We start from the raw sequence: 13,435 nt of genomic DNA, 5'->3' as shown, positions 1-13,435 counted from the left end.
TCTTCTTAAAGATGAAAGGCGCCCTATACAGGGCGACCGAAAAATAGGCTCAATTCTACCGACTGCGATGGGTAGAGGCCAGCGCTCAGCGGTCGAACCGCAAACGGACCCGGTCATTCCCGAATTGCTCTTTCAGGGCGATGATCAGTTCATCACTGGCGCGGATACGCCAGTCATCTCCCAAACGCAGAGGCCCCTGGGCGTCATCTCGCTTATAACTTAATACCACCGGCAAACCACTTTCAGCCGTGCGCTCAGCCGCCAGGGTATCCGCAAGGGCCTTTAACGTGTTGCGTTTGAACTGGCTGGACTCGCAGTCCACCTCCAGATGACTGGCATACAGGGCTCGTGCATCGGCCATGCTGAACACCTTATTACCGCGTACTTTCAGCCCTCCATTGTAGTCGTCCTGGGCCACCTCGCCCTCAACAACCAGAACCGCATCCTTGTTAATCAACCCTTTGGCCGCATCATAAGCATCGCCGAACAAGGTGACCTCCATCCGGGCACTACGGTCATCCAGGGTCAGGAAACAGAGATTGTCCCCCTTTTTGGTTTTCTTCATCCGCATATCCACGACCAGACCGGCCAGTTTCTGCGCCTGCCCCCGGGCCGGTTGGATCTCAACCAGCTTTTTGCGTACAAAGTGCTTCAACTCCGGCTCGTACTCATCGATAGGGTGGCCGGTTACATACAGGCCCAGCGTTTCCTTCTCACCCTGCAAACGCTCCTTGTCGCTCCACTCCCGGGCACCGCGGTAATTTTCGTAAGGGTCGGATTCAGCCTGGGCTTCCATCTCCCCAAACAGATCAAAGATCCCGGCATCCTGGTTATGGGCTTCCTGATCCGCGGCCTTTAGTGCGGCCGGAATCGCCTCCCACAGTACCGCACGATGGGCGCCTAACCCATCCAGCGCACCACAGCGAACCAGCGCTTCGAGCACCCGTTTGTTAAGGCGCTTGGTCCCGACCCGCTTGGTAAAGTCGAACAGATCCTCAAACGGGCCGTCGCGGCGCGCCTGAACAATCGCCTCGACCGGTCCTTCGCCGACCCCTTTGATCGCGCCCAGGCCATAGACCACCTCGTCCGCATCATTAACGGTGAACATATATTCGCCGCTGTTTACGTTGGGCAGACAAACCGTCAGCCCCATCTGGCGGCACTCCTCGATAAAGATCACCACCTTGTCGGTGTTCTGCATATCGGAGGACATAACCGCTGCCATGAACGGCGCCGGGTAATGTGTCTTAAGCCAGGCGGTCTGATAGGAAACCAGCGCATAGGCGGCAGAGTGAGACTTGTTGAAGCCGTAGCCGGCGAACTTCTCCACCAGATCGAAGATGTTACCGGCCAGGTTTTTGTCGATCCCCTGTTCCGCGCACCCCTCCAGGAAGATCGCACGCTGCTTGGCCATCTCCTCCGGCTTCTTCTTACCCATGGCACGGCGCAGCATATCCGCACCGCCCAGGGTATAGCCCGCCATGACCTGGGCAATCTGCATTACCTGTTCCTGGTACAGGATAATGCCGTAGGTGGGCTCCAGCACCGGCTGCAGCGAATCAAGCTGGTAATCCGGGTGGGGCCAGGCCAGCTCAGCCCGACCGTGCTTACGGTTAATAAAGTCATCCACCATGCCGGACTGCAGAGGACCGGGACGGAACAGGGCCACCAGAGCGACAATATCCTCAAAACGGGAGGGCTGCAGGCGACGGATCAGGTCTTTCATGCCGCTGGATTCGAGCTGGAACACAGCAGTGGTAGCCGCGCTCTGCAACAGCTTGAAGGTGGCGGGATCTTCCAGGTCGATACCCTCGATCTGCAGATCCTCTTCCCCATTGCGTCGGCGCAGGCGATTGATCGTTTCCAGCGCCCAGTCGATGATAGTAAGTGTTCGCAAACCCAGAAAGTCGAATTTGACGAGCCCGGCTTCTTCTACGTCGTTCTTGTCAAACTGGGTGACGAGACCATGTCCCTCTTCATCACAGTAGGTCGCGGCAAAATCGGTCAGTTTGGTCGGTGCGATGACGACGCCCCCGGCGTGCTTACCCACGTTACGTGTCACGCCCTCGAGCTTGTACGCCATCTCCATGATTTCCTGCGCCTCTTCGCTCGCCTCAACGAATTCGCGCAGCGCCTCCTCCTGTTCCCAGGCTTTGGACAGCGTCATCCCGACCTCGAACGGGATCAGCTTTGAGAGGCGGTCGGCCAGACCAAAGGGCTTACCCTGGACACGGGCCACGTCACGCACCACCGCCTTGGCGGCCATGGTGCCGTAGGTGATGATCTGCGAAACCGCATCACGGCCGTACTTCTGTGCCACATAGTCAATCACCTGATCACGGTTATCCATGCAGAAATCGATATCGAAGTCAGGCATGGAAACACGTTCCGGGTTCAGGAATCGCTCAAAAAGCAGATCGTATTCCAGCGGATCGAGATCCGTAATCTTCAGCGCATAGGCCACCAGCGAGCCGGCACCGGAACCACGGCCGGGCCCTACCGGGATGCCGTTTTCCTTGGCCCATTTTATGAAGTCCATCACGATCAGGAAGTAACCGGGGAAACCCATCTGGATGATGATATCCAGCTCAAAGTCGAGCCGCGCATCATAAGGCTTACGAATCTCGGCAAACTCCGGCGAGCTGCTGTCATACAGGAATTCAAGGCGCTCGTTCAGCCCCTGACGGGACACGAAGCGGAAGTAATCATCCATCAAAATCCCTTCCGGGATCGGATAGCGGGGCAGGTAGTAGGTCCCGAGCTCAATATCGATGTTACAGCGCTTGGCAATCTCAACCGTATTGGCCAGCGCACTGGGCAGATCCGAGAACAGCGCCTCCATCTCCTGCGGCGTCCGGAAATACTGCTGATCAGAGTAATTACGCGGCCGGGTCGGATCTTCCAGCGTTCGGCCCAGGTTGATACAGACCCGGGCTTCGTGGGCCTCGAAATCATCAGCCTTGATGAACATGACCTCGTTGGTGGCCACCAGTGGACAGCCGGTCTCACGCGCCAGCGCAACACTGCCGTGAACCAGCGCTTCATCACCGGCGCGCCCGGTGCGCTGCACTTCGAGATAAAAGCTTCCCGGGAATACCGACATCCACTCCCGCACGATCTGCGCCGCCTGAGCACTTTCCGAGAGAATCGCCCGACCGACTTCCCCCAAACGCGCACCGGAGAGCGCGATCAGCCCGCCCGCTTTCTCTTTAACCCACTCGCGTTTAACCAGCGCTCGATCCGGATCGATCCCCTGTCCCTGCTCATAGGCACGGGACACCAGCTCCATCAGGTTGCGGTAACCCTCACCGTTGCGGACCAGCAGCGTCAGCCGAAACGGCTCACCCTCCGGGTCAAGCTCATTCTGTACCCAGAGATCGACGCCGCACACGGGCTTGATACCGGCACCCAGCGCCGCCTTGTAGAACTTGATCAATGCAAACAGGTTGGTTTGATCTGTCATGCCCACGGCCGGCATGCCACTCTCGGCGGCGGCCTTGACCAGCTCCTTGATACGAACCAGGCCATCGAACAGTGAATATTCGGTGTGAACACGCAGGTGTACAAAGTGTGCTGCTGACATTGTTACTCCAGGTTTAACACGCGCTTGACCGGCGCGAAGCTGCGTCGATGCAACTCCAGCGCACCGTGGCGCTCAAGCGCTTCCAGATGGGCTTTGGTCGGGTATCCCTTGTGACTGGCAAACCCATACTGCGGGTAGCGCTCGTGCAGCACCAGCATCGATCGATCTCGCTCGACCTTGGCCAAGATGGACGCTGCGCTGATCGAGGGTACGGTCAGATCGCCCTTAACCACAGGCTCCGCCGGACACGGCAGCACCGGGCAGCGATTACCGTCTATCAGGGCAAATTCGGGCGGCGGGGAAAGTGCCAGCACTGCCCGGCGCATCGCCAGCATGCTGGCGTGCAGAATATTCAGCTCATCGATCTCGGCGGGACTTGCGCTGGCAACCGCCCAGGCCAGAGCACGCTCACGAATCTCAAGGGCCAGACGCTCGCGTTTTTTTTCGCTCAACTTCTTGGAATCGGTCAGTCCCTCAATAGGTCGGGACGGATCCAGGATCACTGCGGCTGCCACCACATCGCCAATCAGCGGACCACGACCAACTTCATCAACACCGGCTACCAACTGAGTGTCAGTAAAGTCGAACGTCAACGACTCCATCACGCCCCCTGCCTTGCTTTCACCAGCGCCAGAACCGCTTCCGCGGCCCGCTGATCCGCATCTCTGCGCAACAGCTCATGCAGCGCCGTAAAACGCGAAACCAACCGCTCCGTTTCAGCCGTATTCTCCAGCGACTGAAGCAGCATGGGACCCAACACCTCTGGTTTCACCTTGTCCTGCAGTACTTCCGGCACCAGCGATTCACTGGCGAGCAGGTTGGGCAGAGAGATATATCGGCTCTTGATCAGCCGAGAGAGGATACGGTAGGTCAGTGGCGCCATTCGATAGGCCACCACCATGGGCTTTTTGCATAACATCGCTTCCAGCGTAGCCGTGCCCGAGGCGATCAGGATAACGTCGCTGGCGGTCATTACCTGACGCGAGTTTCCGGGCACCAGCTCAACCTCCAGATCGGCAAACTGGGTATCTAATATCACCTGCAGCTGCTCGTGCCGCCGCTCATTGGCCGAGGGGATGATAAAACGCAGATCAGGGCGTTGCGCTTTCAGCCAACGCGCCGTTTCGAGGAAGGGTATCGCCAGCTGCTTAACCTCTCCGCCCCGACTGCCGGGAAGCAGGGCCACATACTGCCCCTGTTGGGAAATACCCAGTTCGTGACGCGCTGCGACCGTATCGGGTTCGAGCGGAAACTCGTTCGCCAGCGGGTGCCCCACAAAGCAGACCGGCATTCCGTGCTCCTCATAGAAGCGCGCCTCAAACGGCAGCAGGGTCAGCATCAGGTCAGTGGTTTTTATAATCTTGAAAATACGTTTGCGCCGCCAGGCCCAAACGGAGGGACTCACGTAGTGAACGGTAGGGATACCCGCATCACGTAGTTTGCCTTCCAGATCCAGGTTGAAATCCGGCGCATCGATGCCGATAAACAGATCGGGTTTAAAATCGATTAATGCCTGAGCAAGGTTACGGCGGCGGCGCAAGAGCTCCGGAAGCCGCCCAAGTACTTCCACCAGCCCCATGATCGACAGGCGCTCCATGGGGAATTCACTGCGCAGCCCCTGGGCCAGCATCCGGTCACCGCCAACACCGCGGATCTCCAGATTGGGCACCCGTTCACGCAGTGCTCTCAATAAGCCACCGCCCAGGATATCCCCCGAAGCCTCCCCGGCAACGATGCCGATCCGCAGCCGCTCCACCGCCATACTTAGCGAATGATGCCGCGGCGCGATGTCCGCAGGGAATCGATTAACGGCCCGACAGCCGCATCCTGCTCTGCCAGTTTTTCCAGCTCGACCAGAGCCTCGGCCACTGTCAGGTTTTGACGATAGATCACTTTATAGGCCTGGCGCAGCACTTTCAGGCTGTCGCGGGAGAAACCACGACGTTTGAGACCCTCCATGTTAATACCGTGGGGTTCTGCCGTGTTGCCGTTGGCCATGACATAGGCCGGGATATCTTTCAGTACCACCGTTCCGGCACCGCACATCACATGGGGCCCGATCTGGCAGAACTGATGAACCGCTGTAAACCCGCCCAGAATGGCGTGATCCCCAAGCTGAACATGCCCGGCCAGCGCCGTGCTGTTTGCCAGAATACAGTGACTACCGACGATGCAGTCATGGGCCACATGGACATAGGCCATTAGCAGGTTATCGCTACCTATCCGCGTAATACCGGCATCCTGCACCGTTCCGCGATGGATGGTACAGCCCTCGCGGATCACGTTACGATCCCCGATGACCAGTTCCGTGGGCTCACCGTCGTATTTCTTGTCCTGGCACTCTTCGCCCACACTGGCGAACTGAAAGATACGGTTTCCGGAACCGATTCGGGTCGGCCCCTTGATCACGACATGGGGGCCGACCCGAGTGCCGGCACCGATCTCGACATCGGCGCCAATATAGCTCCAGGGGCCAACTTCAACGTCATCGGCCAGCCGGGCTCCCGGCTCAACAATTGCCTGTGGATGTATCACTTACACTTTCCTGTCTGCACACAGAATGGTGGCGGTACTGACGGTCTCGTCATCAACGCTGGCACGAACATCAAACTTCCAGATTCCTCGACGCTCTGAGATAACCTTGGCTTCCAGTTGAAGCCGATCACCTGGAACCACCGGACGTTTGAAACGCAGATTGTCAGCCCCGACAAAATAGTAGATGGATCCGTCCTGGGGACGCTTGTTCATCGTTTTGAAGCCTAGCACACCAGCCGCCTGAGCCATCGCTTCCACGATCAGAACACCGGGCATCACAGGGTGGTCCGGGAAATGACCGGTAAAAAAGGGCTCATTCACGGTGACATTTTTGTATGCCACTATGGACTCTCCAGGATTCAGTTCCACCACCCGATCAACCAGCAAAAAGGGGTAGCGGTGGGGCAGATACTCCCGGATTTCCTTAACATCCATCATCGTTTTGACCTTTAGTAGAGAGATGCTCGAAAGCCTGTTCGAGCTTACGTAATCGCTTGGCCATATCATCCAGCTGACGGAAACGCGCCACATTCCGCTTCCACTGCCGATGGGGCTCGAGTCCGGTCCCGGATGAATAAGCACCGGGCTCTGTTATGGAACGACTGACCAGAGACATGGCGGTAATGTGGGTCCCATCTGCGATATCAAGATGGCCCGTAACGCCGCTCATCCCGGCGATTGTACAGTGACGCCCAATTTTAGTGCTACCGGCAATAGCGGTACAGCCCGCAATCGCGGTGTGTTCACCGACATGGACGTTGTGGGCTATCTGAATCTGGTTATCAAGCTTGACCCCATCAGCGACGACCGTGTCCTCCAGCGCTCCGCGGTCGATTGTCACCCCGGAGCCAATCTCCACATCATTGCCGATGCGCACGCCGCCAAGCTGACAGATCTTGACCCAGGTCTCACGATCCCTGGCAAAACCGAAGCCATCACCGCCTAAAACCGCCTGACTATGGACAATGACACGCTCCCCCAGATGCACATTGGGATAGAGCGATACAAGAGGCTCGATACGGCTGTCAGTGCCGATCCGGCAATCATCCCCGATGACGCTGTTGGCACCGATGGAGACGCCCTCCAGAATGACAACACGGGCGCCAATCACCACACCCGGGCCTATCGACACGCCTTCGGCGATCTCAGCGCTTTCATCGATCAACGCACGGGGGTGGATATGCCCACCGGAATGGCTGCGCCAGTCAAACAGGTGGCTAAGGCGCGCGAATGCCAGGTAGGGATCATCAACAACGACCGCGTCACCCGGCACCTCGTCGAGATGTGTTTGCGTAACCAGAACCGCCTGAGCCTTGGAATTGCGCAGTTGTTCGATATAACGGGGGTTCGCAAAAAACGACAGCTGGCCGGAGCCAGCTGTCGCTAAAGTTGCCAGCGCGCTGATCTGCGCGGCCGGATCACCCACAACCCGACCACCGACCGCCTCGGCTAGCTGAGCCAGCGTAAATAGCGAACGCTCACTCATTGCCAATTATTGCTTGTTCAACAGTTCAACCACCTTGCTGGTGATATCAAGACCGGGCTGCGCGTAGATCACCGCCTGCTTCTGCACAATAAGGGCGATATCCTCTTGTTCGATCATTTCGCGGATAATCTTGTCCAGCTGAGGCTTCATTTCGCTGACAAACGCCTGCTCGCGCTGAGCACGTTGCTGCTGCAGTTCCTGCCCACGGCGCTGGTACTCACCAAACGCCTTCTGAAACTGCATCCGCAACTGGTTCATCTCTTCGTCAGAGCTCAGGCCGGCGTTTTTCTGCATCTTCTCTCGCAGCGCACGGGCCTGTTTTTCGAGGTCCACCAACTGGCGTTCCTCTCCTTCAAACTCCTTTTTCAGCTCTTCGCGAAAGCTGGTGGCTGCATCAGAGGCCAATAGCGCCTGCTGAACATCCAGAACCGCGACAGCTCCAGTTTCAGCTTTAGCTCCCATGGATGCCAGCATCAAGCACGTTGCTACTACCGCCGTCAGTCGTTTCATACCCTCTCCTTAAAAAGCTTGCCCAAGTGCGAACTGGAAAAATTCCGTGTCATCAGCCGGCCCATCGTTCAAAGGCATAGCCAATGCGATGGAAAGCGGGCCTATCGGCGTCAGCCAACTGACACCAACACCGGTTGAAAAACGCAACTCTCCCGGGTCCAGTTTTTCGTCACAATTTTTTTGGCTTGCCTGACAGTCCGTGGAGTACACATTCCCGAAATCCACAAACACCAGCGTCCGCCAGGCGCTCTGATCACCGACAAACGGTGTTGGCGTGATCAGCTCAGCCCCGCCCGTCAGAAGTACGTTACCGCCGAAGGGATCATCACTGCTGCCACCATCGGTAGGACCGAGCGAGTTATTGCTGTAGCCACGGACACTGCGCAACCCGCCGGCATAAAAATGTCTGTAGAACGGATAGCGGTTATCACCTAACGAATCGCCAAAGCCTGCACGTCCGCGCATACCCAGCACCCATAGCTGATCTTCATCGAGCGGGTGGTACATCTTCAAGTTATAGCTGGCGCGGTAATAGGTTAAATCGCTTCCAGGCAACGCGATCTCGATGTTCGCGCCCTGTGCATAACCATCAGTGGCAAAGAATCCACGATTGAGGCGGTTATCGCTCCAGCCTGCCGTCAGACGGTAGGTCAGGTAGTTATCCCCCTCCTCTGCGACGAAGTCCTCTATCAACTGAGCCGTGTCGGGATAGGTATTGATCTCAGTCCAATCAAGTTCAAGACCGAAGGAGAGACGCTGATAGTCATCGATGGGATAACCAAAGTTGACGCCGCCACCGTATTCATTGGTGGTGTAGGAACTGACATCGTCCTCGTCAAAGTCGCGCTCACGGTAATAGACATTAAATCCGCGGCTCACACCGTCCACCGTGTAGTACGGGTTGGTGTAGTTGAAGCTGTACTCGGTGAGCGTATCACTGTTGGACAGACTCACGCCCACCTTACGGCCGGTGCCCAGAAAGTTGTCCTGCTGCAAACCCAGCTGGAAGATAACACCATCGCTCTCCGAGAAACCGACACTGGCGGTAAACTCGCCGGACTGCTGCTCCTCAACGGCATATTCCAGATCGACCTGATCATCGGTACCGGGTACTGGCCGGGTCTCCACGTTAACCGACTTGAAGTAACCTGTTTTTTCAAGCCGCGTTTTTGACCGCTCGATCGCCTGGGTGGTGGCGATCCCCGCTTCCATCTGTTCGATCTCGCGGCGCAGCACCTCATCCGCGGTATTGGTGTTGCCACGAATATTGACCCGACGGACATAGGTACGTTTGCCTGGTTCTACGTAATAGCGGATAGACACGGTGCTGTCGTCATGACGCTCCGGTACCGGGCTTACGTTGGCAAACATGAAACCTTCGTCGCCCAAGCGGCGAACCAGGCGTTCCTGAGTCGATGTCATCGCTTTTCGGGAATAGACGTCCCCTTCAGCAACGGTGAACAGGCCTTCCAGCTCTTCTCGCGGCACAACAAGATCGCCGGCGACACTGACATCCCTTACCGTAAAGCGCTCACCCTCATTGATGCTGACGGTGATATAGACATGTTTCTTATCCGGGGTGATCGAAACCTGGGCCGAATCGATATCAAAGTTAATAAAACCCCGGTCCATGTAGTAGGAACGCAGACGCTCCAGATCGCCGGACATCTTCTCACGGGAGTAACGGTCGGACTTGGTGTAAAAACTCCAAAAGTTCGGGAGTTTCAGAGAAAACAGGTCTTTGAGTTCCTCATCGTCAAAAACGGTGTTGCCGACAATATTGATATGCTGGATCGTGGCTTCCTGCCCCTCTTTGATATTGACGTTAAGGGCAACGCGGTTTCCGGAGAGCGGCTCAACCTCCGTATCGATTTCAGCACCATAGCGTCCCTGACCAACATACACCCGCAGCAGATCAAGGCGGATCTGATCCACCGCCGAGCGGCGAAAAACGTCACCTTCCTGAACACCAGACTGCTCGAGGCCGCGCCGCAGATCCTCCTCCTTAATCACGTCGTTACCGTCGATGCGGATCAAGGCCAGAGAAGGACGCTCGTGAAGTCGCAGTATCAGTTGGTCGTCTTCACGCAGTATATCCATGTCATCGAAGTAACCCGAGGCAAACAGCTCACGGGACGCATCGGATAAACGGGCCTGTGTCAGGCGGTCACCGACGTTCACGGGGAAATAGCGAAATACTACCTGAGGCTCGACCCGCTGCAGGCCCTCAAGCCGGATATCGCTGACGACAAACGGGAATTCAGCCGCCCAGGCACGAGCGACACAGAAGACCGATACCAGTAACAATCCCAGCTTTTTTTTCATTCTCAGGTCTTAATATCCGTATGGTGAGTTAGCGCCCCGCTACAGGCGGGCGATATCGTTCAGAATCGCCAGCGCCATCAGGCTCATCAACATTGCCATGCCCAGCCGCAAACCAAGCATCTGAACCCTCTCGCTGACTGGACGCCCCCGCACCAGCTCCACAAGCTGGTACATCAGGTGCCCTCCGTCGAGCATCGGTATCGGCAACAGGTTCAACACGCCGAGACTGATACTGAGATAGGCGAGAAAACTGATGAAAGACTCCAGCCCCGATGCGGCCGAAGCCCCGGCCACTTTAGCAATGGTTATAGGCCCGCTCAAGTTTTTTACCGAGATTGCACCGGCGATCATCTTGCCGATGGAGTCCAGTGTCAGCCCGATCATCTGCCCCGTTTTCTGGACGCCGATCCAGAGCGCTTCCAGCGGCCCATGTCGCAGATCTCTGAGCATTTCCGGCGGCCAGTCCACCGCTTTCACGCCCGCCCCGATATAGCCGTATACCTGACCCTGCTCATCGACACGCTCTCCCGGCATCAACGCCAACGATAGGGTTTCCGCTGCCCGATCGACGCTCAGTTCAAGTGTTTCACCAGGCGCGGCACGGACATGTTCCACGAAATCGATCCAGTTGCGTATCGGCTCCCCATTCACAGCCAGGACACGATCTCCCACTTGCAGACCACTGCGGGCAGCAGCTCCGTCCGGGTCCAGCATCCCTATTTCAGCAGGCAGATCGGGACGGAAGGGGATAATACCCAGCGCCGAAATAGGCGATTCCTTTTCCAGATCAACGGACCAATCGTCAAGCTTTGCGGTGTAACGCTGAGCCACGCCTCGACTCGGCTCACCGGCCAGTAATTCAAGGCTGCCACTTTCACCCACCCGTGCAGCGAGACGCAGATTCACCTCATCCCAGGACTGCACCGAATGGCCATCGATCTCCAGCAGTTCGACACCGGCTTCCAGGCCGGCCTTTTGGGCCGGTGAGCCGGAACGCACCTCACCGACCACGGGAACCACGGCGGTAACGCCGTAAACAAACAGGAACCAGTACGCCAATACGGCGAAGAGGAGATTGACCACCGGGCCGGCAGCAACGATCGCCATGCGCTGCAGGACAGGTTTGTTATTGAAAGCGAGATGACGCTGGGACTCGGGCACATCGCCTTCGCGCTCATCCAGCATCCGGACATAGCCGCCGAGTGGTATCGCCGCCACGGCATACTCAGTGCCGTCGCGACCTTTACGCATCCAGATCGGTTTTCCAAAACCAACGGAGAAGCGAAGCACCTTGACGCCACACCGACGTGCCACCCAGAAGTGTCCCCACTCGTGAATGGTCACCAGAATCCCCAGTGTAACGATAGTCGCAAGAAGAGTTTGCAGGATACCCATTACGCCCCTTTAGGCCGACCGGCTCAGGTGACCGGCAGCCAGTAAAGTCCCAACATGAAAACAGGGGCCGCCGCTGTCAGGCTATCGATACGATCCAGAATTCCACCGTGCCCCGGAAGCAGTGTACCACTGTCCTTGAGACCTCTTTCGCGCTTGAACAAGCTTTCGAACAGGTCCCCAAAAACAGCCGCCAGACAGGTCAACAGCGCCAGCCCGGTCAAGTAGACCAGCGACGGTGCCGGAAGTTCGAGCCAGAGACCAAAGCCGATCCCGATAAACAGGCAGGTAACAACGCCACCGGCAAGGCCTTCGAGCGTTTTACCCGGACTGACCCTGGGGATCATTTTATGACGACCAAAGAGCTTGCCGGCACAATAGGCCCCGGTATCAGCGCCCCATACCAGCAATAACAGCATCAGCAATGCCTGCTCCCCCTGGTAGAGACCTTTCAAACCACTGAGCGCAACCCATGTGGGAACAAGGACAGCCAGGCCAATCAATACGCGATTGACTCTCATCCGGTACCCCCGGCTCGCGGGGTACCCCAGAATCAACAGGCAAGCCCACAGCCAGAATACACCTGTTAATGACAATAGCACTGGCATCACCCGGTTAAGCCCTATCAGATGCAGCGCAAGCATTAACACAGCAACTACCGCCACAAAAACCCAACGACTCTTACCGTCGAGGCTCGCAAAACGTGCCCATTCTGAGGCGCCCAGCAGAACCACAAGGGCGGTTAACGCGGAAAAACTCTCAACCGGCAACCAGAAAACACCGGCAAGAACCAGAATACCTAATACCAGGGCCGTAACTAACCGCTGCTTAATCACTGGCCGGCCTCAATCTGTTCACTGGTTTTACCGAACCGGCGCTCCCGGGTGGAAAAATCCTGGATCGCCTGAGCCACCGCTTCCTTACCGAAATCGGGCCAGAACAAAGGCGAGAAATAGAATTCGGTGTAGGCAAACTGCCAAATCAGAAAGTTGCTGATTCGCTGTTCCCCCCCGGTTCGAATACACAGATCGGGCTTGGGAAGGTCGGCCAGACAGGTCTGACTGTCCAGCAACTCGGGGGTAATCTGGCCGGGCGTCAATTCACCGCTGGCACAGCGGCGCGCCAGTTCACGGGCAGCTTCCGTGATATCCCAATGGCCACCATAATTGGCAGCCACATTAAGACAAAGGCGCTGGCCATCCTCGGTCGCCTGTTCGGCCTTGGCGATGCGGGCCTGAAGATCCTCACTGAAACGACTGCGATCCCCGATCACCCGAAGCCGGATGCCGTTTTTCCGCAGCTTGCTCACTTCCCGGTCAAGCGCCAGCCTGAAGAGCTCCATCAGGCCCCGGACTTCCAAAGCCGGGCGCCGCCAGTTCTCACTGCTGAAGGCGAATACGGTTAGCACTTCCACACCGGATTCGATACAGCCCTCGATCACGCCACGCAGGCTGTCGACCCCGGCTTTATGCCCTGCCAGCGCTGGCAGGTGGCGTTGTTTTGCCCACCGGTTATTACCATCCATGATAATAGCGATATGGCGCGGAACGGCCGCCCCTGACTGTCGGTTGCTGCTATCAGACATGCAATAAGTGAAAGCCGGG

General features: G+C 57.2%; 11 protein-coding genes. All 11 read right to left on the bottom strand.

The annotated features are described in order from the left end of the window. Positions 1-85 precede the first annotated feature (85 nt). Genes dnaE through uppS form a run of 11 tightly spaced genes read right to left on the bottom strand, consistent with a single transcriptional unit; the run spans position 86 to position 13,416 of the window. Positions 86-3,583 (bottom strand): DNA polymerase III subunit alpha, encoded by a 3,498-nt coding sequence (gene dnaE, locus G403_RS0114735; protein WP_027854661.1) that lies wholly within the window; start codon positions 3,581-3,583, stop codon positions 86-88. 2 nt (positions 3,584-3,585) lie between these two features. After that, positions 3,586-4,185 (bottom strand): ribonuclease HII, encoded by a 600-nt coding sequence (rnhB, locus tag G403_RS0114730; RefSeq protein WP_027854660.1) that lies wholly within the window; start codon positions 4,183-4,185, stop codon positions 3,586-3,588. Then, entirely contained in the window at positions 4,185-5,345 is a 1,161-nt protein-coding gene (lpxB, locus tag G403_RS0114725) for a lipid-A-disaccharide synthase (RefSeq protein WP_027854659.1), read from the bottom strand. Before lpxB ends, rnhB begins: the two co-directional genes overlap by 1 nt. Before the next feature lie 2 nt (positions 5,346-5,347). Then, positions 5,348-6,118: an acyl-ACP--UDP-N-acetylglucosamine O-acyltransferase gene (gene lpxA / locus G403_RS0114720; RefSeq protein ID WP_027854658.1), complete on the bottom strand. Its 771-nt coding sequence runs from the start codon at positions 6,116-6,118 to the stop codon at positions 5,348-5,350. Beyond that, a complete protein-coding gene (gene fabZ / locus G403_RS0114715; protein WP_027854657.1) occupies positions 6,119-6,556 on the bottom strand; it encodes a 3-hydroxyacyl-ACP dehydratase FabZ in 438 nt (145 codons plus the stop codon). Further along, complete coding sequence (gene lpxD, locus G403_RS0114710; RefSeq protein ID WP_027854656.1) at positions 6,543-7,604, bottom strand: UDP-3-O-(3-hydroxymyristoyl)glucosamine N-acyltransferase; 1,062 nt, start codon at positions 7,602-7,604, stop codon at positions 6,543-6,545. The genes fabZ and lpxD overlap by 14 nt, the downstream gene beginning before the upstream one ends. Positions 7,605-7,610: 6 nt before the next feature. Next, the gene (locus G403_RS0114705; RefSeq protein ID WP_027854655.1) at positions 7,611-8,114 is read right to left on the bottom strand and encodes an OmpH/Skp family outer membrane protein; all 504 of its coding nucleotides are present in this window, start codon (positions 8,112-8,114) and stop codon (positions 7,611-7,613) included. A gap of 9 nt (positions 8,115-8,123) precedes the next feature. Then, positions 8,124-10,439 carry an outer membrane protein assembly factor BamA gene (gene bamA / locus G403_RS0114700; RefSeq protein ID WP_027854654.1) on the bottom strand — a complete coding sequence of 772 codons (2,316 nt, stop codon included), beginning with the start codon at positions 10,437-10,439 and terminating at the stop codon, positions 8,124-8,126. Between the two features lie 39 nt (positions 10,440-10,478). Beyond that, complete coding sequence (gene rseP, locus G403_RS0114695) at positions 10,479-11,834, bottom strand: sigma E protease regulator RseP (protein ID WP_027854653.1); 1,356 nt, start codon at positions 11,832-11,834, stop codon at positions 10,479-10,481. A gap of 23 nt (positions 11,835-11,857) precedes the next feature. Beyond that, positions 11,858-12,667 carry a phosphatidate cytidylyltransferase gene (locus G403_RS0114690; RefSeq protein WP_027854652.1) on the bottom strand — a complete coding sequence of 270 codons (810 nt, stop codon included), beginning with the start codon at positions 12,665-12,667 and terminating at the stop codon, positions 11,858-11,860. Continuing rightward, positions 12,664-13,416 carry a polyprenyl diphosphate synthase gene (gene uppS / locus G403_RS0114685; protein WP_027854651.1) on the bottom strand — a complete coding sequence of 251 codons (753 nt, stop codon included), beginning with the start codon at positions 13,414-13,416 and terminating at the stop codon, positions 12,664-12,666. Before uppS ends, G403_RS0114690 begins: the two co-directional genes overlap by 4 nt. Positions 13,417-13,435 lie beyond the last annotated feature (19 nt).

Origin of the sequence: Marinobacterium litorale DSM 23545 (genome assembly GCF_000428985.1) — a bacterium.
Classification (GTDB): domain Bacteria; phylum Pseudomonadota; class Gammaproteobacteria; order Pseudomonadales; family Balneatricaceae; genus Marinobacterium_D; species Marinobacterium_D litorale.
Note: the sequence above shows the minus strand (reverse complement) of the source record. Positions and strands in the feature narration are given on the sequence as shown.